Source organism: Streptomyces sp. NPDC007164, assembly GCF_040634135.1.
Lineage (GTDB): Bacteria > Actinomycetota > Actinomycetes > Streptomycetales > Streptomycetaceae > Streptomyces > Streptomyces sanglieri.
Genome location: NZ_JBEYFB010000013.1, coordinates 123,087 through 142,391, shown reverse-complemented (window position 1 = coordinate 142,391; position 19,305 = coordinate 123,087). Strand labels below are relative to the sequence as shown.

15 protein-coding genes are annotated in these 19,305 nt (G+C 72.3%); 10 read left to right on the top strand and 5 right to left on the bottom strand.

Annotated elements, in window-relative coordinates:
* Window positions 1-7: 7 nt before the first annotated feature.
* Complete coding sequence (locus tag ABZ622_RS18940) at window positions 8-1,615, bottom strand: carboxyl transferase domain-containing protein (protein ID WP_072489144.1); 1,608 nt, start codon at window positions 1,613-1,615, stop codon at window positions 8-10.
* A 436-nt stretch (window positions 1,616-2,051) separates the two neighbouring features.
* On the opposite strand from ABZ622_RS18940, the gene ABZ622_RS18935 reads away from it, so the two are divergent.
* From ABZ622_RS18935 to ABZ622_RS18910, 6 genes are all read left to right on the top strand, one after another.
* On the top strand, window positions 2,052-3,278 hold the full coding sequence (locus tag ABZ622_RS18935; RefSeq protein WP_360544494.1) for a DUF418 domain-containing protein: 1,227 nt from the start codon (window positions 2,052-2,054) through the stop codon (window positions 3,276-3,278).
* 33 nt (window positions 3,279-3,311) lie between these two features.
* Window positions 3,312-3,917, top strand: coding sequence for a TetR/AcrR family transcriptional regulator (locus tag ABZ622_RS18930; RefSeq protein ID WP_266915701.1), 606 nt, complete (start codon window positions 3,312-3,314; stop codon window positions 3,915-3,917).
* A 196-nt stretch (window positions 3,918-4,113) separates the two neighbouring features.
* A complete protein-coding gene (locus tag ABZ622_RS18925; RefSeq protein WP_360544492.1) occupies window positions 4,114-5,583 on the top strand; it encodes a glycosyltransferase in 1,470 nt (489 codons plus the stop codon).
* A gap of 74 nt (window positions 5,584-5,657) precedes the next feature.
* Window positions 5,658-7,160, top strand: a complete 1,503-nt coding sequence (locus tag ABZ622_RS18920) for a DUF6056 family protein (RefSeq protein WP_360544490.1) — start codon at window positions 5,658-5,660, stop codon at window positions 7,158-7,160.
* Between the two features lie 75 nt (window positions 7,161-7,235).
* A complete protein-coding gene (locus ABZ622_RS18915; protein ID WP_360544488.1) occupies window positions 7,236-8,021 on the top strand; it encodes a phosphatase in 786 nt (261 codons plus the stop codon).
* 118 nt (window positions 8,022-8,139) lie between these two features.
* Window positions 8,140-9,768, top strand: coding sequence for an NACHT domain-containing protein (locus ABZ622_RS18910; RefSeq protein ID WP_360544486.1), 1,629 nt, complete (start codon window positions 8,140-8,142; stop codon window positions 9,766-9,768).
* A gap of 6 nt (window positions 9,769-9,774) precedes the next feature.
* Here the strand turns inward: ABZ622_RS18910 and ABZ622_RS18905 are convergent, their stop codons facing one another.
* The 4 genes from ABZ622_RS18905 to ABZ622_RS18890 all read right to left on the bottom strand — a co-directional run bounded on the left by ABZ622_RS18905 (window position 9,775) and on the right by ABZ622_RS18890 (window position 13,533).
* On the bottom strand, window positions 9,775-10,755 hold the full coding sequence (locus tag ABZ622_RS18905) for a cation diffusion facilitator family transporter (protein ID WP_360544484.1): 981 nt from the start codon (window positions 10,753-10,755) through the stop codon (window positions 9,775-9,777).
* Between the two features lie 84 nt (window positions 10,756-10,839).
* Window positions 10,840-11,715, bottom strand: coding sequence for an acyl-CoA thioesterase II (locus ABZ622_RS18900; RefSeq protein WP_360544482.1), 876 nt, complete (start codon window positions 11,713-11,715; stop codon window positions 10,840-10,842).
* A gap of 19 nt (window positions 11,716-11,734) precedes the next feature.
* On the bottom strand, window positions 11,735-12,892 hold the full coding sequence (locus tag ABZ622_RS18895) for an acyl-CoA dehydrogenase family protein (protein WP_360544480.1): 1,158 nt from the start codon (window positions 12,890-12,892) through the stop codon (window positions 11,735-11,737).
* Window positions 12,893-13,095: 203 nt separating this feature from the next.
* Window positions 13,096-13,533 (bottom strand): peptidase inhibitor family I36 protein, encoded by a 438-nt coding sequence (locus tag ABZ622_RS18890; protein ID WP_360544478.1) that lies wholly within the window; start codon window positions 13,531-13,533, stop codon window positions 13,096-13,098.
* A gap of 517 nt (window positions 13,534-14,050) precedes the next feature.
* Here ABZ622_RS18890 and ABZ622_RS18885 point away from each other — a divergent pair.
* From ABZ622_RS18885 to ABZ622_RS18870, 4 genes are all read left to right on the top strand, one after another.
* Window positions 14,051-14,899 (top strand): thiopeptide-type bacteriocin biosynthesis protein, encoded by an 849-nt coding sequence (locus ABZ622_RS18885; RefSeq protein WP_360544476.1) that lies wholly within the window; start codon window positions 14,051-14,053, stop codon window positions 14,897-14,899.
* A gap of 1 nt (window position 14,900) precedes the next feature.
* Entirely contained in the window at window positions 14,901-17,834 is a 2,934-nt protein-coding gene (locus ABZ622_RS18880) for a lantibiotic dehydratase (protein ID WP_360544474.1), read from the top strand.
* 18 nt (window positions 17,835-17,852) lie between these two features.
* Complete coding sequence (locus ABZ622_RS18875; protein WP_360544472.1) at window positions 17,853-17,996, top strand: hypothetical protein; 144 nt, start codon at window positions 17,853-17,855, stop codon at window positions 17,994-17,996.
* Window positions 17,997-18,092: 96 nt separating this feature from the next.
* Entirely contained in the window at window positions 18,093-19,280 is a 1,188-nt protein-coding gene (locus ABZ622_RS18870) for a lanthionine synthetase LanC family protein (protein WP_360544470.1), read from the top strand.
* The last annotated feature ends 25 nt before the right edge of the window (window positions 19,281-19,305 follow it).

The window sequence follows — 19,305 nt, the reverse complement described above, 5'->3', positions numbered from 1 at the left end:
CTGTTCCTCACATCCGGAAGACGCCGAAGCCGGGTTCACCCAGCGGGGCGTTGGCGCACGCGGTCAGGGCGAGTCCCAGCACCTGCCGGGTCTCCAGCGGGTCGATCACACCGTCGTCCCAGAGCCGGGCCGTGGCGTAGTACGCGTTGCCCTGGGTCTCGTACTGCTCGCGGATCGGGGCCTTGAAGGCCTCCTCGTCGGCCGCGCTCCAGTCGTCGCCCAGCTGGTCGCGCTTGACCGTCGCGAGGACGGACGCGGCCTGCTCGCCGCCCATGACGGAGATCTTCGCGTTGGGCCACATCCACAGGAAGCGGGGGGAGTAGGCCCGGCCGCACATGGAGTAGTTGCCCGCGCCGTACGAACCGCCGACGACCACCGTCAGCTTCGGGACGCGGGTGCAGGCGACCGCCGTCACCATCTTGGCGCCGTGCTTGGCGATGCCGCCGGCCTCGTAGTCGCGGCCGACCATGAAGCCGGAGATGTTCTGCAGGAAGACCAGCGGGATGCCGCGCTGGTCGCACAGCTCGATGAAGTGCGCGCCCTTCTGGGCGGACTCGGAGAACAGGATGCCGTTGTTGGCGACGATGCCCACCGGATGGCCGTGGATGTGCGCGAAGCCGGTGATCAGCGTCGTGCCGTACTCGGCCTTGAACTCGGCGAACCGGGAGCCGTCGACGACCCGGGCGATCACCTCGCGCACGTCGTACGGGGTGCGGGAGTCGACCGGGACCGCGCCGTAGAGACCCGCCGGATCGACCTTCGGCTCGTCGACGGGGCGCACGGACCACGGCAGCGCGCCCCGGTCCGGCAGCGTGGCGACGATGTTCCGCACGATCCGCAGCGCGTGCGCGTCGTCCTCGGCGAGATGGTCGGTCACCCCCGACGTACGGGAGTGCACTTCGCCGCCGCCCAGCTCCTCGGCCGTCACGACCTCGCCGGTCGCGGCCTTCACCAGCGGGGGACCGCCCAGGAAGATCGTGCCCTGGTTACGGACGATCACGGCCTCGTCGCTCATCGCGGGGACGTACGCCCCGCCCGCCGTGCACGAACCCAGCACGGCGGCGATCTGCGGGATGCCCGCCCCCGACATCCGCGCCTGGTTGTAGAAGATCCGCCCGAAGTGCTCGCGGTCCGGGAAGACCTCGTCCTGCATCGGCAGGAACGCGCCGCCCGAGTCGACGAGATAGAGGCAGGGGAGACGGTTCTCCAGCGCCACTTCCTGGGCGCGGAGGTGCTTCTTCACCGTCATCGGGTAGTACGTGCCGCCCTTGACGGTCGCGTCATTGGCGACGATCACGCACTCCCGGCCACTGACCCGGCCGATTCCGGCGATCACGCCCGCCGCCGGGGCGGCGCCCCCGTACAGCCCCTCGGCCGCCAGCGGGGCCAGCTCCAAGAACGGGGAACCCGGGTCGAGCAGGGTGTCCACCCGGTCCCTGGGCAGCAGCTTGCCGCGCGCCACATGCCGGGCGCGGGCCCTCTCACCCCCGCCGAGCCTGGCCGTGGCGAGCCGCTCACGCAGCTCGTCGGCGAGCGCGTGATGCGCCGCCTCGTTGGCCTTCCAGGCCTCGGAGGCGGGATCGGCCGCGCTCGCCAGCACCGGTGCCTGCTGCATCGTGTCGAGCCCCCTTGCCCGTACCGCAGTAGTTAGTGACCGTTAACGTCCGACTTCAGGTTAACGAGCGCTAACAGCCTTGTCCAGGGCACTCGGTCCGCACCCGGTCCGCGTCTGCGCCGATTCCGGTGGACGTCGGGCCGTATCGGACATGAGCGACCCGGGGCCGGCGGCCCGCTCGGACCGTGCGGACCGGTTGGACTGCGTGGGCTGCGCGGACCGGTCGGTCTGTGCGGACCGGTCCGACTGTGTGGCCTGTGTGGCCTGTGTGGACTGCGTGGCCTGTGCGGACCGGTTGGACGGTGCGGGCCGGTTGGGCCGTGCGGGCCGGTTGGGCCGTGCGGGCCGGTCGGGATAATGGCCCCTGCCGCTCCCTGACCCGGGGCGGAGCCGGCCGTGGGTCGGTGATGGCCTTCAGGGTGGGGGAAAAGAGCGGATGACACAGCAGTCGCGGACGATGCGGGACGTGGGCGCGGATGCGGGCGCGGGGGCGGCCGGGGGAGTGGGCGGGAGGGTACGCATCCTCGAAGTGGACGCCCTGCGCGGGTTCGCGCTCGCCGGGATCCTGGCCGTGAACCTCATGACGACCGCCGGGCCTCCGGGCGCCAGGGACCTCCTCGCGGAGGTGCACGCGGCGGACGGAGCGGTGCAGTGGCTGGTCGTGCTCCTCGCGCAGTCGAAGTTCTATCTGCTCTTCTCCTTCCTGTTCGGATACAGCTTCACCCTCCAGATGGACTCGGCCGCCCGCGCCGGGGCGCGCTTCTTGCCCCGGATGTCACGGCGGCTGGCCGCCCTCTTCGTGCTCGGGTTCGCCCACGCGGTGCTGCTGTACGCCGGCGACATCCTGATGATCTACGCCCTGTTCGGGCTGCTCCTGCTGGCCGTCAGGAACGCCGGGCCCGACGCGGTCCGGCGGGCGGCGCTCTGGGTGTTCGGTGGGGCCGGTGGCTTCCTGCTCCTGATCGGTCTCGGGGTCGCGCTGCTCGACCCGGCCGAGGCGGGCGCGAACGCCACGGCGAACGCCGAGCTGACGGCCGCCTACCGGGGCGGATTCGCCGAGGTCGTCGGCGCCAACCTCCGGGCGCTGCCCGAGGCGGCGGCGGCCGTCGTACTGATGGGCGGGTTCGTCGCCGCCGCCTTTCTCATGGGGTTCGTGGCCGGGCGGCGGCAGTGGCTCGGCCCGGCCGCCCTCGCCGACCGGGCGCGGCTGCGCCGCATCCTCCTGACCGGGCTCGCCGTCGGCATCCCCGGGGCGGTCTTCTCCGCCGCGGCGATCGTGGGGCCGCTGTCGGAGCGCTGGGTGCTGCTGGGCCTGGCGGTCGGCATGGCCGCAGCCCCGGCGCTCTCGGCCGCGTATGCCACCGGGCTGCTGCTGTGGTTCGCCACACCAAGCGGCGCCGCGACGGCCCGGGTCCTCGCGCCCGCCGGGCGGATGGCGCTGACCAACTACCTGACCCAGTCCCTCGTCATGGCCCTCGTCTTCTCCGGGTACGGGCTCGGGCTGTACGGCCGTACGGGCGCCGCGGCGGCGGTCGGCGGGGGGATCGTGCTGTACGCCGGCCAGGTCGCGCTGAGCGGATGGCTGATGCGCCGGTACCGGCTCGGGCCGGTGGAGTGGCTGCTGCGCACGGTGACGCTGTGGGCGCGGCCCGGCGTCGGTTAACGTTCGCTAACCCGGCTGTCTAGAATCGAATCCATGACCACGAGGACGGACGCCCCCACCCGCCGCGAGCAGATCCTCAAGGAGGCCGCCCGCCTCTTCGCCGAGCGCGGCTTCCATGGCGTCGGTGTCGACGAGATAGGCGCTGCCGTCGGCATCAGCGGACCCGGGCTCTACCGCCACTTCCCCGGCAAGGACGCGATGCTCGCCGAGCTGCTGGTCGGCATCAGTGAGCGGCTGCTGGCGGGCGGGCAGCTGCGGGTTTCGCAGGACGCGGCCTCCAGGGACGGCTCGCCGCAGGCCCTGCTCGACGCGCTCATCGAGGGCCATATCGACTTCGCCCTCGACGACCGCCCCCTGATCACCCTCCACGACCGCGAGCTGGACCGTCTCCGGGACGCTGACCGCAAGCGGGTCCGCCAGCTCCAGCGGCAGTACGTCGAGGTGTGGGTGGAGGTGGTCCGCGAGATGTACCCGGACCTGCCCGAGCACGAGGCCCGCGCCGCCGTCCACGCCGTCTTCGGCCTGCTGAACTCGACCCCGCACCTGGGCCGGCCCGGCGCGCTCCCGGACCGCGCGGACACGGCGGCCCTGCTGCACCGGCTGGCGCGCGGGGCGTTCGAGGCGGCGGCCCGCGCGTAGGGCGGGTCGGCGGGGGTCCGGCGGGTATGTCCGCGATTTCCGCCCGGCCTTGAATATATGAATTGATGTGAAAGGGATGAGGTGTCTCCTCAAAATTCCCTTTCCTTTTACTCGACGAGCTCCGTCGGTCGCAGTATCGCGAGGCCCTCAGGAATATGGTTCGAGCTGAACCGCCCACGCCTGATGGGGAATGTGAATGAAAACATGTCAGGTTTCGATCATTGTCCCCTGTTTCAACGAGGACGAGGTCATCGAGGTATTCCACCGTGCGTTGATCTCCGCCCTCGAACCGACGCGGCGGACCTTCGAGATCTGTTATGTCGATGACGGCAGCAGCGACCGGACCAGGCTTCGGATCGGTTCGCTCGCCACTGCGGACCGACGGGTCCGCTACACCTCCTTCAGCCGCAATTTCGGCAAGGAGGCCGCCATGCTCGCGGGACTGCGCATGTCCCGCGGCGACGCCGTCGTCCTCATGGACGCCGACCTCCAGCACCCGCCCGAACTGCTGCCCCGCATGCTGGAGCTGCGGCAGCGCGGCTACGACCAGGTCGTCGCGCGGCGCGACCGCGCGGGAGAAGGCGCCCTGCGTACGTTTCTCAGCGCTTTCTACTACCGGGCCATGGGCCGGTGCATGGACGTCGAGGTCGTCGACGGCGAGGGCGATTTCAGGCTGCTGTCGCGCACCGCCGTGGACGCCGTGCTCGCGCTGCCCGAGACCAACCGGTTCTCCAAAGGGATCTTCTCCTGGATCGGCTTCGACACCGTCGGTTTCACCTACCGGAACATCCAGCGCGCGGCGGGACGTTCGAAGTGGGGCAGCAGACGCCTGCTCAACTACGGGATCGACGGGCTGATCTCCTTCAACAGCCATCCGCTGCGCCTGGCCATCCACATCGGCCTCGCGCTCGCGCTGGCGGCACTGGGATACGCCGTGTGGACCATCGTCGGCGTCGTGCTCCACGGTGTCGTCGTACCCGGCTACACCACCCTGCTGACCGCCGTCGTGGCGCTCGGCGGAATCCAGCTCGCCACACTCGGCGTCATCGGCGAGTACGTGGGACGCATCTACTCCGAGTCGAAACGCCGCCCGCACTACCTGGTGCGGGAGACCAACGAATCCCCGCACGTCCTCCCGGTCGATATTCCGGCGGGAGTGCGTTCGGGCCCGTCCGCCCCCGGCAGCGGGAGACCGTCGGCGGGACGCACCGGGGCGACTGCGCTCGGGGCATCGAAGAGGCGCACCGTACGCCAGTTCATCGAATTCGGGTTGATCGGAATCATCAATACGGCGGTATATCTGGCGGTATACGCCTCGCTGAATGCCTGGATTCCCTACCTGGCGGCACACGTCATCGGATACACGGTCAGTGTCGTGGGATCATTCCTGCTCAACTCCTGCATCACCTGCCGTACGAAGCCGACCTGGCACGCCTTCGTCCGGTATCCGCTGTCGAGCATCGTCAATCTCGTACTCACCGGAATTCTGCTCTACCTCGGCGTGAGCAGGCTGGGAATGGACAAGAACATCGCGGCCGTCGCCGCGGGGGTCCTCGCCACCCCCTTCTCATTCCTGCTCGCCCGCTGGGCCATCGACTCGGGTGCCGCCATCGCCAGGCAGGGCGGCGGCCCGGCCGGGAGCAGTACCGGACACACCACACCGTGAACCCACCGCCTCGACCTCCCGGCGTGCAGGACGCGAGCAACGTACGAAGGGCACCAGTGCACATGACCACGGACATGTCGAAATCCGCCGGCACACAGGCGGAGGGCGAGGAAGCCTCCCGGCCGGAGCCTCGTCCGGGCCCCGCGCGGCGGTGGGCGGCGATCGGGACCTCGGGCCTTGCCCTGCTGCCGCTCGCCCTGCTCGGCGCGGCCTTCTGGATCGGCCGGCTGGTCCGCCCGGGAGGGGACGACTGGTGCTTCCTCCCGGTCGTACGGGACGGGGGCGCCTCCGGGATGATCGGGAAGTTCTTCCTCCACGACAACGGACGCATCGCCAACGCGCTGCTCGTCATCGCGTACGGAGCCTTCGGCGTCCCGGGCCACCAATGGTTCGCCCTGGTCAGCGGGGTGCTCATGCTGGGCATCCTCTGGGCGCTGATCGCCTCCGCGCTCAAGAGGGCCGGGCTGACCGCGCCACGCGGGCTGGCGCTGCTGGTGGGCGCGACGACGGCGGCGCTCCTCTTCCTCGCGACGCCCAACCCGTACAAGGCGTTCTACTGGCCCGCCAACTCCGTCTCGCACACCGTCGCGCCGGTGCTGGCCTGCGCCGCCGTGATCCCGTTGCTGCGCGCACGGACACGGCGGGGACGCGACTTTGCGCTTTGCGTCGCGTACCTGGCGGGGATGTTCATCGGCACCCTGTCGGAGGAGACGGCGATCGTCGCGGTCGTCGTGCTCGCCGCCGTCCTGTTGTTGAGCCGGTGGGCCCTTCCCGGGGCAGGCCGGACCCGTACGCGCGTCTGGTGCCTGGTCGCCTTCGCCGGGGTCGCTGTCGGGGAGGCCATCCTGTACCTGTCGCCCGGCGCACGCTTCCGGCGCGGACGGTTCGGCGCCGACAGCACCTCCATGTTCGGCCCGGAGGCGCTGACCGCGGCGCTGCGGGCGTTCGTCCACGTCCTGGTGACGGTCTTCACGACCTGGCAGTACCTGGGAGCGGTCGCCGTCGGCGTGCTGCTGGGCCTGCTGGTGCGCGGAGGCGAGCGAGGAACGCACGGGCCGGACGGGTCCTTGCGGCGAAGGCCCCTCCTCCTGGTTCTCGTCGGATTCCTCGCCTTCCTGGTCTCCGGCTACCTCTGCGTCGTCATCGCCTACCCCGCCTTCGGGGCGAGCGCGGGGACCGCGTCGCGCATCTGGGGCGACTTCCTCCTGTTGTTCGTGCTGTTCCTGGTCGGCACCGGCGCCCTGCTGGGACGGGCGTTGCGGGCCGGCAGGCGGGGAATCCGCGCGGCGACGGCGGTGGTTGCCGGAGTGGTGTGCGCCGCGGCCTGCGCCGGCCTCGCCGTCCCGCTGCTCCGGCTGGAACGGCAGATGGACGTGCGTGCCCAACGGTGGGACCGGCAGGACCGCTCGCTGAGGGAGGCGGCGGCGCGCGGCGCCCGGGTGCTCCCGTACACGCCGGTGTCGGTCAGCGGGATGCTGGAGCCGTTCGGCGATCACGGCCGGCGGGCGTGGCCGGCGAAGTGCGTCGCCCAGTACTACCACCTGGAGAAGATCACGCATTCGACCCGGCTGCCCTGAGCGGCGGCCGGGTTCGATCCGCGCGTCGTGCAAGACACCCGGCACACTGCGCACACCTGACGGCACAATGGGTGCATGCCGATACCCAGCCGTGCCGCCCTCGTCGAACATCTCGTCCGTACGCGTATCGCCGGAGACGTCGCCACACCCCGCGACAACAACCTCTCCCACTACCGCAAGCTTGCCAACGGCGAGCGCCACTACTGGCTGGGCCTGGAGCTCGGTGACCGGTGGCGCGACGAGCAGGACGTGCTGGCGGTGATGGCCGAGCGCTGCGGGGTCAGCGACGACCCGGAGCACCGGTTCGGGCAGGACACCATCGATCCGGAGCTGACCGTCGACGCCCTGGAGCGGATGGCGGCGCGGCTGCGGAAGGCGGCGGCGGGGTCGGAGCGGGTGCTGTTCGCGACCGGCCACCCGGGCGGGCTCCTCGACGTGCACCGGCAGACGGCGGACGCGCTGCGGGCCGCCGGATGCGAGATCGTGACGATCCCCTCGGGGCTGATCGCCGACGAGGGCATGGTGTTCCAGTTCGCGGACGTCGCGGTGCAGGAGCGCGGCGCGACCCTCTGGCACACCCACTCGCCCGCCCCGATGGCCGCCATCCTGGACGGCCTGGAGCGCGAGGGCCGCCCGCTGCCGGATCTGGTGGTCGCCGACCACGGCTGGGCCGGGTGCGCCGCGCAGCGCGGCCTGGACGCGGTGGGGTACGCGGACTGCAATGACCCGGCACTCTTCCTCGGCGAGGCGGAAGGGACGCTCCAGGTGGCCGTTCCGCTGGACGACCACGTGCTGGACCCGCGGTTCTACGACCCGATGACGGAGTACCTGCTGGACGCGGCGGGGCTGACGAGGGGCTGACGCGGGGCTGATCCGGGAGTTCCCTCCGCGCTCGCCCGGCCCCGGGGGCGTAACTCCACGGCCTGCCCGCATAGTTGCTACTCTGCGCCACGAATGTCCGGCGTTGTGTGGGGGGCGCATGTTTACACCGGGGCAGCGGCCCCGCAGGAGCGGGCCGACGTCGGTTCTGGCCGGGCTGCTCATCCTGCTCGCCCTCTTCCTCCTCCAGGAGCTCGCCGCCGGGCTGCTGCCCGACATCTACAAGGGCTTCGCGGGCGAGGACCGCCGGACGCTCGTCGTGGGCGCGAGCGTCGCCTTCGTACTGGTGGGCCTGCTCCTCTACATCGTGCATCTGCGCAGCCTGGTGCCGGAGGCCGCGGCCCCCGAACTGGACGCCGACGAACGGGCCAGGGCGCGCGCCGCCCTGCTGCACGCCGTGCGCCGGAGCTGGACGGACGGTGCGGACCGGAGCTGGGAGCGGTCGGTACGGATCGAGCTGGGCCTCGCCGAGCAGCAGGCGGCCGTGCACGACCCCTGGGGCGCGCCCCGGCTCGTCACCGGCGGGCGGGAGAGCGGGGTGCCGCTGCCCGCGGGGACCCGGATCGACGAGGTCTTCGACCGCCACCGCGGCCAGCTCCTCGTGCTGGGCGCCCCCGGCGCGGGCAAGACCTCGCGGATGCTCGAACTGACCGAGAGGCTGATCGAGGCGGCCGAGCGCGACGGGGCCGCGCCCGTACCGGCCTTCCTGCTGCTGACGGACTGGCACGGCGAACCGCTCGCGCGATGGATCCTCGACGAACTGCACAGCCGGTACCGGGTGTCCCGGGCGACCGGCCTCGCGCTGCTGCGGGACAACGGCATCACCCTGGTCCTGGACGGGCTCGACGAAGTCGCGCCGGACCTGCGCGCCGACTGCGTCCGGGCGGTCAACGAACTGCTCTCGGCCGAGCAGTACCCGCACTGCCCGATCGCCGTCTCGTGCCGTTCGACCGACTACGACGATCTGGCGGAACGGCTGACCGTCAACGGCGCGGTCTGCGTACAGCCCCTTGAGGTCACTGCCGTGCATGCCCTGCTCAACAGCGCGGGCGGACGGCTGCGCGGCCTGGCGGCAGCGGCGGCGGCCGATCCGGTGCTGTCCCGGCTGCTGACCACACCGCTCATGCTGGGCGTCGCCGTGCTCGCCTACGAGGGCACGGACGAGAACGAGGTCGCGGCCTCCGGCGACGTGGGGGAGCGCCGGGGGCGCATCTTCGACGCCTACATCGAGCGCATGATCCACCGCGACCGGAGCCTGCGCGGCCGGCCGAACACGCCGGAACGCCCCGCCGGCCAGGTGCAGGCCGATCTGCTGCGGCTCGCCCAGAGCCTGAGCGAGGTCCACGCGACGGTGTACTACCCGGACGATCCCTTGCACATCGCCCTCCAGGCGCCGGACGACGTGGCCAGGCGGCTCCTGCCGCCGGGGATGTACTGGATGTTCCGGGGCATGCGGTGGATGAGCGGGTACGAGGCCGGGAACCCCGCCAGCCGGCCGAACCGGTTCTACCGGGGCATGGTCTTCGTCTACCAGGCGCCCTTCCCGCTCCTGGGGTCGCCGGTGATGAACCACCTCCAGCGGGGGTTCCTCCACTACGCGACCGACCGGGCGATCATGCGCCGCGCGGGGGACGGCTACGCCTTCCTGCACAAGACCGTCCAGGACCACCTCGCGGCCCGCGCCGGGAGCATGTCCGCCCAGGAACTGCGGAACCTGGCCCGCTCGTAGGCCCGGTCAGGCGCCGGCCCCGCCCGCCCGGCGCCGCCGCTGCCGCAGGCCCGGCGTCGGGTCCAGGTACACCCGGCGCACCGACGGATAGCGCTCCCGCAGCTGTTCCTCCGCCTCCTCGCACGCCCACTCGATCTGGTCGGCGGTCGAGGCGTCCCGGAAGTCGACCTTCGCGGCGATCAGGATCTCGGTCGGGCCCTGGATGAGCGTGGTGAGTTCCAGTACGTCGATGATGTGCGGGACGGAGAGCAGTTCCTCGCGGATACCGGCCCGCATCGTCTTCGGGACCGGGCGGCCGATCAGCAACTGGGCGTTGGACCGGCCCAGCACCCAGGCGACGTACACCAGCAGCAGACCGATCAGGACCGACGCGATGCCGTCCCAGACCCCGGAACCGGTCAGCTGGCCGCCGAGCAGGCCGCCCGCGGCGAGCAGCAGACCCACCAGCGCCGCCGAGTCCTCCATCACCACGGCCTTGACCGCGGTGTCGGGGGTGTGGCGGAAGTAGTGCCCGACGGGCGCCCGCAGCCGCGCGGCCTCGCCGCGGACCTGCCGGACCCCGGTGCGCAGCGAGTAGCCCTCCAGCAGGAAGGCCACGCCGAGCACGATGTACGAGACGAGCGGATTGCCGAGCTGCTCGCCCGCCGCGAGGGTGTGGACGCCGTCGTAGATGGAGAAGACCGCACCGCCGACGAACGTGGCCACGGAGGCGAGCATCGCCCAGATGTAGCGCTCCGGGCCGTAGCCCAGCGGGTGTTCCTCGTCCGCGGGCTTCTCGCTGCGCTTCAGCGCGGTGAGCAGCATCAGCTCGGTGACCGTGTCGGCGACCGAGTGCGCCGCCTCGGAGAGCATCGCGCTCGATCCGCTGATCAGCCCCGCGACCGCCTTCGCCACGGCGATGCCGAGATTGGCCGACGCCGCGACGACGACCGTGAAGACGGACTCCCCGCCACCGGCCTTCGCGCCACTCGTGGTCTCGTCGCTCATGGTGGGGAGTATGTCCGAATCGGTCCTCCGCGGCCCGCCGACGCGGGGCGGGTCAGTCCTGGGGCGGGTCAGTCCCGGAGCGTGTCAGGTCCGGGGGACGCGGACCACGCCCTCCTGGATGACGGTGATCGCCAGCCGGCCGTCCTGGGTGTAGATCCGGGCCTGGCCGAGTCCGCGCCCGCCGGACGCGGACGGCGACTCCTGGTCGTACAGCAGCCACTCGTCGGCCCGGAACGGCCGGTGGAACCACATCGCGTGGTCCAGGCTCGCGCCGACCACGTCGCCGACCGCCCAGCCGCCGCGCCCGTGGGCGAGGAGCACCGAGTCGAGCAGCGTCATGTCGGAGACGTACGTCGCCATGCAGACATGGAGCAGCGGATCGTCCGCGAGCTTTCCGTTGGTGCGGAACCACACCTGGGAGCGGGGCTCGCGAGGCTCGCCCACGGTGCCGAAGGGCGGCGCGTCCACGTACCGCAGGTCGACCGCGGCCCGTGCCTCGATCAGCCGGTCCACGACCCCGGGCTCGCTGAAGCGGTCCGCGTACCGGGGCAGCATCTGCGCGGCCGTGGGCAGCGTCTCCGGGTCCGGGGCGGACGGCATGGCCGCCTGGTGCTCCAGGCCCTCCTCGTACGTCTGGAACGAGGCCGAGAGGTGGAAGACCGGCTGGCCGTGCTGGACGGCGACGACCCGGCGGGTGGTGAAGGAGCGGCCGTCGCGGATGCGGTCGACGCTGTAGACGATCGGCGCGCCCGGGTCGCCCATCCGGAGGAAGTAGGAGTGCAGGGAGTGGGCGGTCCGGTCGGCGGGGACGGTCCGGCCCGCGGCGACCAGGGCCTGGGCCGCGACCTGGCCGCCGAAGACACGGGGGACGACCGCCGAACGGCTCGTACCCCGGAAGATGTCCCGCTCGATCTGCTCCAGGTCGAGCAGATCGAGCAGGGAGTCGAGTGCTGCGCTCATGGGAGGAACGTAGCCGCTCTCACAGCCCCATGGACTTGGCGATGATCGACTTCATGACCTCGCTGGTGCCGCCGTAGATGCGGTTGACCCGGTTGTCCGCGTACAGGCGGGCGATCGGGTACTCGTTCATGTAGCCGTAGCCGCCGTGCAGCTGGAGGCAGCGGTCGATGACGCGGTGCGCGACCTCGGTGCAGAACAGCTTCGCGGAGGCGGCCTCGGCGGCGGTCAGCTCACCGGCGTCGTGGGCCTCGATGGCGCGGTCGCAGACGGCCTCGGCGGCGTCCACCTCGGCCTGGCAGGCGGCCAGCTCGAACTTGGTGTTCTGGAACGACGCGACGGTCTGGCCGAAGACGGTGCGCTCGCTCACGTACTGCTGGGCGAACCGGACGGCCGCCTTGGCCTGGGCGTACGCGCCGACGGCGATACCGAGGCGCTCCTGCGGGAGGTTCTGGCCGAGGTAGGAGAAGCCCTTGTTCTCCTCGCCGAGGAGGTCCTCGACCGGCACCTTGACGTCGACGAAGGCCAGCTCGGCGGTGTCGGAGGTGCGCAGGCCCAGCTTGTCGAGCTTGCGGCCGACCGAGTAGCCCTCGGCCTTGGTGTCGACGACGAGCAGCGAGATGCCGTGCCGGCGGTCGTCCGCCCGGGGCGCGTCGGTGCGGGCGCAGACGATGACCCGGTCGGCGTGGACGCCACCGGTGATGAAGGTCTTGGCACCGTTGAGGACGTAGTGCGTGCCGTCCTCGGAGAGCTTGGCGGTGGTCTTCATGCCGGCCAGGTCGGAACCGGTGCCCGGCTCGGTCATGGCGATGGCGTACATCGACTTGCCGGTGACGAAGTCCGGCAGCCAGCGCTTCTTCTGCTCCTCGGTGGCGTACGCCTTGATGTACGGCAGGCAGAGCAGCACATGGACGCCGGAGCCGCCGAAGTTGACGGCCGCGCGGGCGCACTCCTCGGAGATGATCGCCTCGAACTTGAAGGACTCGACCCCGGCGCCGCCGAACTCCTCCGGCACCTCGATGCCGAATATGCCCAGCTCGGCGAGCTTGTAGTAGAAGTCGCGGGGCACCTGGCCGGCCGCGAACCACTCGTCGTAGACGGGGGCGACCTCGGCCTCGATGAAGGCGCGGATGGTCTCCCGGAACGCCTCGTGGTCCTCGTTGAATACCGTACGGCGCACGGGGTGCCTCCTTGGTCAGCTTCGGGCGAGTTCTCGGCCGGACTGGCTAAGCGCTTGCTCAGATATGTTCAAAAGTTACCCGGGGGTCACCGGCGCTGTCCAGGGTGATGCGCAGCACGCCCACGCGGGCGCACGGCCGCGGACACGCGAAGGTCCTCCCCGGCCATCGGCCGGGGAGGACCTTCGCGTGTGCGATCCGCCGCCTACTGAGGCTTGAAGGAACGGATCTGGTAGTTCCCCTGGAGGTTGCCGCCGTTGCCGGCGGGGGTGGAGCCGACCCGGGAGTTGTAGTTGGTCTGGGTGTAGTACTGCACGCGGTGCCCGGTCGCGTTCCACACCGAGCGGACGTTCTGGCCCCGCTGGATGAACGAGCAGTCGTCGGCGGTATTCGCCCGCTGCTTGTCGGACCACTGGCAGCGGGTGCCACCCCCGTTCCAATCGCTGTAGATACAGAAGTAACCGGGGCTGCAGCTGAAGGAAGCCCTGGCGCTCCCGGGAGCGGCGTTCCCGGTGGTCGCGGTCGCGGTGGTCGCGGTCGCGGTCGCGGTGGCGGGGCCGGTGGCCGCGGTCGCGGCGGGCCCGGTGGCCAGCCCCAGGGCCAGGGCGAGAGAGGTGAGGGCGAGTGCGCTGAAGCGGTTCATGACAGAGACCTCTTTCCAGACGGTGACCGGGGTTCCGCCCCTGGTCATCGTCAGCGTGGCACGGCCGTGAACTGCGCAGACAGGCGGAAATGGGGGCGCTCGAAGCCCGGAAACGGTTCGCGTCCGTCGTTGCCGTGGATCGTGCGACGGCGTGGGTTTCTGCGCTCCTGGCTCACGGGTCACGCCAAGCGCACACCCGTCCATAATCTGACTAATTGCCATATTTCTTTCAGTCGGTGTTGACGAGGGAATTGACCTGTTGACGGACCTGACCGGTCCGGCGCAGACAGGCAGGGCCTCCGGTTCCGGCCGGCCGGCCCGGGGCGCATCCGGTCCGGCCGGCAAGCGGCCAGGGCGTTCCGAAGCGTCCCGTGCGTCCGCGAATCCGTAGACGACACACAGCACCGAGCAGGGCTTCTCACGATTCCCGAGCGAGACCGCGGCGCCCACTCCGCGGACACATCCGGCGATCCCCGAGATGCACCGTCATGCCGAAAACACGACACACGGAGGTCCCATGCTGGGGGTGGAGCACCCGGAGGCGAGCTGGGTTCAGGTGAATCTGGCCCCGCAGCCGCGCTCATGGCCGCGCCTGTACGAATGGCTCGCCGGTACCGCGCACGACCTTCTCGACGAACACACCGCGCGCGCCTTCTTCTTCATGCACAAGGCCCCCGGTCTGCGGGTGCGCTTCCAGGCGTCGAGGCCGGCCGGCACCGTTCTCTTGCAGGCCGAACTCCTCGGCCGGATCAAGGAGTTCGGCGGGCTGGCCGGGCCGCCGGTGTGTGCGGTGTACGAGCCGGAGTCCTACCTCTTCGGCGGCCCCGGCTCCATGCCGTGGGTGCACGACGTGTTCACCGCGGACTCCCTGGCCTGGCTCGACCACCACACCCGGCGGCCCGGTGACGGCGGCGGGCACGCCGCGGCCGACTGGCGGCTCTCGCTCGCCCTGCTCCGCGAGATGTTCGACGGCCTGGGCATCGTCGGCTGGGAACACCGGGGCGTCTGGGACGCGGTGCGCACGGACACCGGACGCAGGCTTCCCGAGGGCCTGCGGGACGCCGCGCTCCGCCGGGCGGCGCAGGGCATCCGCGCCTACTGGGAACAGCCTCGCGCCCAGCTCCTCACCGGTCTGCCCGAGACCTGGCGCGCGGGCCAGGAGCGGCACTGCGAGGCGGTGCACCTGGCCGCGGCCCGCTGGCGCACCGGCTACTTCGAGTCCGGCTACGCGCAACGCGGCCCGCGCCGCGCCGCCGCCCACGCCGTGATCTTCCACTGGAACCGGGCACGGCTCTCGCACGCCCGCCAGAGCCTGATCGCCGAGGCGCTGTTCGACGACGGGGCGGACGACGGGGCGGTGGACTGACATGACCGGACTCCACGTGTCCTCGCCGGTACCTGCCCGCCCCGGCACGACCGGCGGCCGGCTGCTCGGCGCCACCGCCCTGGTGCGCGCCTCCGGCGTCCCCCTCTCGATGTGGACGGCCGCAGGCGGTTCCGGGCTGTTCGGCCGGGTCGTCGAGCACGCCGACGCCGTCGAGCGGCAGACCGCGCAGGCCCGGCGCCTCGCCGAGGCGTTGAGCGGCGTCGTCCCCGACCAGCGTCTGACGGACACCGAACGCCGTGCCGTGCTGGCCCTGCGACGACGCCTGCACGCCGGCAGTCCGCCGGGCCCGGCGGACTGCCGGTTCCTGGAGACGGTGACCGCCGTACCCGAGTGGCTCGTACGGGAGGCCGGAGCGCTCTGCCGCGCCGCCGCGTCGGCCCTCGCGACCCGGGCGGAACTGGAGCGCGCGCTCGGCGACGAGCGCGAGCGGGTGGGAGCGCTGGCCCTGTCGCTGGTGTCCGCCGGCCCGGTCCTGCGGGAGTTCGTCGACGGAGCGAGCCCCGGGCTGGTGCAGGACGTTGCCGCACGCCTGGCCGACGGCGAGACGTGGAGTGGGAAGCGGCTGCGCAAGCGTTCCGCGTATCTGTGGCGGGCCGTGGGCCGGGCGGCGGCGAAGACCACGCCACGGGGGTGGGTGGGACAGGTCGCTCCGGTCCCGGTCGGCGGCTGCGGATTGCGGGGAGCGGTCGCCGGCGAGGGGGAGGGGGCGGGGTCCGGCCTTTCGGGTGTGGTTGCCGGTGCCGGGGCGAGTTCTGGCTTTCCGGGTGTGGTTGCCGGTGCCGGGGCGGGTTCCGGCTTCCCGGATGCGGTCATCGGCTCCGGATCGGGTTCCGGCTTCCCGGATGCGGTCACCGGCTCCGGGTTCCGGCTGCTCACCCCCGGTGCCGAGCTGGCCGGGCTGGCCGCCGCCGCCGTGGAGAACGTTCACCTCGTACGCACCCTCGCCGGTGCGCAGGACCTGCGGGGCGCCGGCCCGGCCACCGCGCTCGCGCCCGCCCCGCTGTCACTCACCGACATCGGCGGCGACGAGGCCGGGGCGGGGGAAACGCTGCGCTGTTACGCGATCGACCCGGGCGATCCGGGGCGGCTGAGGCAGGTCGCGGTGCGGCGTACCGCGCTGCTGGACCTGCTGCTCACCCTGTTCGCCGAAGGGCCGCGCACCCTTGCGGAACTGGAGTGCGCGCTGCCGGTCGCCGACCCCCTGGTACTGCGCGGATTCCTCACCCACCTGACGGGGCTGGGCGTGCTCCAGATCTGCGCGGCCCCGCGCCATCGCCGCATCGCCTGGTCCCCGGCCGCCCGGGTGGCCGGATCCGGGCAGCTGCCCCGGCCGGGCAGCCGATCCGGAGAATCCGGGCCGGACGACGGCTGGTTCCTCGACTCCTACCGGGGTCTGGACGCCCGGGTGCCCGACCGGGCCGCCGCCCGCGTCCAGCGTGCCCTGTGGACCGCCCACCGGGTGGCCGCCCTGCGCCGGGCCGACCGGGACGCGGGCTCCGGCGCACCGGCCCCCACGCCGGGTACCGAGCAGTTGGACGAGCGACCGCGTCCGGTCGGCGAGATCCTGGCCGCGCTGCTGTCGTCGGGCGAGCGGCCGTCCCCCGGGCCGAACCCGCGCCGCTACGGGGGATGGCATCCGGCCCACGGACCGGAATCCGGATACGCCCGGCTCCTCGCCCATCTCGCCGCCCACCGCGACGCGGCGCAGGTGGACATCGACGACGACCTCCTGGACGCGCTCGGAGCGCCGCCGGCCGAAGTGGCGGTGCCGCCCTGGCCGTTGGACTGTCTGGTGCGCCCGCTGCCCGGCCCGGGGCCCGTCGCGGTGCTGGAGACCGCCTCGCCCGCCGGAATCATCGACGCCCGGTTCGCCGAGGCGCTCCAGGACCTGTACGGCGGCTACGGGTCCGTCGGCGCCTACCGCGACTTCCTGGCCGCGGTGGAGCGGCGAGCCGGGGTGAGGTTCGTCGAGCTGCTCGTACCGCCGGTGTCGGAGCGCGCGGCCAACGCCGTCCGACGGCCCGTCACCACCGGCTGGTGGACGGGCGACCCCAACCCGGCCGCGTACTTCGGCTCCGGAGGCTCCGGAGGCCCTGGGCGTCCGGGAGGTCCCGGTGGCGTCGGCGGCCCCGGTGAACCCGATGACCCCAGCAGCTCGGGCAGCCCCAGCAGCCCCGGCGCCCCCGGCCCGCGCTACCTTCCCCTCGACCGCATCACCCTGCGCCGCTCCGGCGGCCGGATCGTCGCCGAGGCGGACGGGGAGCGTGTGGTGCCCGTCCACCACGCCACCCGTAGCCCGATGCCCCCGTACGACGTGCTGTTCCGGCTGCTGCTGTCGGCCGGGCACCCCTGGGCGGCCACGGTGCTCCGGCTCGACGGTCTCGCCGCGGCCTTCCCCGCGCACCCGGACGTCACCCGTACGCCCAGGGTGACGATCGGCGGCGACCTGGTCGTCTCCCCGGCCGTCTGGCGGGTGCCCAGAGCCCGGCTGTGGCGGCCGGGCGACGGTGAGCTCGACCGGGTACGGACGCTGGCCATGCTCGTACGGTCCGCCGCGATGCCGCGGTTCGTCTTCGTACGGCCGGCCTTCGAGACCAAGCCGGTGCCGGTCGACCTCGAAGCGCTGACCGCGCTGAACGCCATCGAGCGAGCCTGCGCCGCGCTGCCCGGCGACGAGCTGGTCATCGAGGAGATGCTGCCCGGCCCGGTGGCCGGACCGCACGGGCCGACGCTGTCCGACGCACTGCACAAGGGCGCACCGGTCGCCGCCGAGCTGATGCTCAGGCTGCCCTTCGACCGGACCGCCGAGGAACTGGCCGCGCCTGCCGCCGCCGCCCTCACCCGGAACGTCCCCGGCCCGTCCGCACCCGGTGCGGGCGGATGCCGGGGCGGCAACCCACCAGGGAAACAGTAGGAAACAGGAGGAAACACCATGTCCACCATGGAGATCACCGACCTCGACACCCTCATCGACGAGCTGGACGAGCGCATCACCGGCACCGAGCTGCCCGCGCTGACGGACGGCTACAGCACCCTGTGCACGATCATCGGCTGCGACTCGGTCATCTGCAGCTGAGGCGCCGACCATGTCCGACCGGACGCGACGCGTCCATCACTGAGTTGAACGGAGCTACCCGGACCGGTCCGGGTGGCTCCCCGACGAGGAGGCCCGATGCCACCGTACGGCCCCGGACCGCACCCTTCGGCACTCGAACTCGCCCGGCAATTCCTGGACGGATACCCGGAGTTCGAGAACACCACCTCCGACCCCGGCGTCCCGGTACTGGCCTCGTTGGTCGCCCGGGCGGGCGACCCCGCCGCGGCTGCGAGCGCCCGGCGCGCGGTCGCCGCCTGGTCCCGGACCGTAGGCCGCGGACTGTCCCACGGCGGGCTGCTCGACGGCGGCCTGGCCGGAACCTACGTCGGCCTGCGCCGGGCCGCCCGGATCCACCCCCCGCTGCACCGCGCCGCCGACCGGCTGCGCGACCACCTGCTGAGCAGCGCCTCGTCGCACCCCTGGCGGACGACGGACGTCGCTCTGCCCGACTACGACCTCATCGGCGGACCGGCCGGCACCCTGCTCGCGCTCTGCGCCCAGGAACCACAGCCGTCCGTACGCCGACTCCTGCCGTTCGCCGCCCACTTGGCGGCACTGTGCGACAGCGACGACCTGCGCCGACTGCACATCGGCCGGCACGCCGGGGATCCCCGGCTGGGCTGGCTCCAGGGCCGGGTGAACACCGGAATGGGCCACGGTGTGGCGGGACTCGTCGCCGGGCTCACCGCCACGGTCCGCCGCACCGGACCACGCCCTCGGCTGACGGACGCCCTGCGCCGCGCCACCCACTGGCTGGCGCAGCAGTCCTTCGAGGACGACCGGGGTATCCGGAGCTGGGACGGCGCCGGACGCGACGGCCCGCCGCCCGCCGGGGCACGGGCCCGGCAGGCCTGGTGCTACGGCACCCCCGGCATCACCTGGGCACTCTGGGACGCGGCCGACGTGCTGGGCGACCGGGCGGCGGCCGACTGGGCGGCGGCCGCCTTCGCCACCCTCGCGGAGCGGTACGACGAGGACTTCCACCTCTTCGGCGACCCGCTGACCGACCGGCTCGCGCTGTGCCACGGCGCGGCGGGCGTGCTGGCCGTCGCGGACGCCTTCCACCGCTGGGCCCGGCTGTCGTCCGCCGCCGTGCTCGGCGCCCGGCTGGCCGAGCACCTGACCACCCGGCTGCCGGCCGCCCTCGCCCCGGACCGGCCGCGCACCTCACTGCTCACCGGAGCCCCGGGCGCACTCAGCGCCCTGCTCACCGCCACCGACGACACCTCGCGCGACTGGCTGCCCTGCCTCGGGCTGCGGTAGCGGACGCCGCTCACGGGCCGTACGC

Excerpts from the sequence above, each read along its gene's own strand:
- ABZ622_RS18940 (WP_072489144.1), bottom strand. The coding sequence starts at position 1,615 with ATGCAGCAGGCACCGGTGCTGGCGAGCGCGGCCGATCCCGCCTCCGAG.
- ABZ622_RS18935 (WP_360544494.1), top strand. The coding sequence starts at position 2,052 with ATGACACAGCAGTCGCGGACGATGCGGGACGTGGGCGCGGATGCGGGC.
- ABZ622_RS18930 (WP_266915701.1), top strand. The coding sequence starts at position 3,312 with ATGACCACGAGGACGGACGCCCCCACCCGCCGCGAGCAGATCCTCAAG.
- ABZ622_RS18925 (WP_360544492.1), top strand. The coding sequence starts at position 4,114 with ATGAAAACATGTCAGGTTTCGATCATTGTCCCCTGTTTCAACGAGGAC.
- ABZ622_RS18920 (WP_360544490.1), top strand. The coding sequence starts at position 5,658 with ATGTCGAAATCCGCCGGCACACAGGCGGAGGGCGAGGAAGCCTCCCGG.
- ABZ622_RS18915 (WP_360544488.1), top strand. The coding sequence starts at position 7,236 with ATGCCGATACCCAGCCGTGCCGCCCTCGTCGAACATCTCGTCCGTACG.
- ABZ622_RS18910 (WP_360544486.1), top strand. The coding sequence starts at position 8,140 with ATGTTTACACCGGGGCAGCGGCCCCGCAGGAGCGGGCCGACGTCGGTT.
- ABZ622_RS18905 (WP_360544484.1), bottom strand. The coding sequence starts at position 10,755 with ATGAGCGACGAGACCACGAGTGGCGCGAAGGCCGGTGGCGGGGAGTCC.
- ABZ622_RS18900 (WP_360544482.1), bottom strand. The coding sequence starts at position 11,715 with ATGAGCGCAGCACTCGACTCCCTGCTCGATCTGCTCGACCTGGAGCAG.
- ABZ622_RS18890 (WP_360544478.1), bottom strand. The coding sequence starts at position 13,533 with ATGAACCGCTTCAGCGCACTCGCCCTCACCTCTCTCGCCCTGGCCCTG.
- ABZ622_RS18885 (WP_360544476.1), top strand. The coding sequence starts at position 14,051 with ATGCTGGGGGTGGAGCACCCGGAGGCGAGCTGGGTTCAGGTGAATCTG.
- ABZ622_RS18880 (WP_360544474.1), top strand. The coding sequence starts at position 14,901 with ATGACCGGACTCCACGTGTCCTCGCCGGTACCTGCCCGCCCCGGCACG.
- ABZ622_RS18875 (WP_360544472.1), top strand. The coding sequence starts at position 17,853 with ATGTCCACCATGGAGATCACCGACCTCGACACCCTCATCGACGAGCTG.
- ABZ622_RS18870 (WP_360544470.1), top strand. The coding sequence starts at position 18,093 with ATGCCACCGTACGGCCCCGGACCGCACCCTTCGGCACTCGAACTCGCC.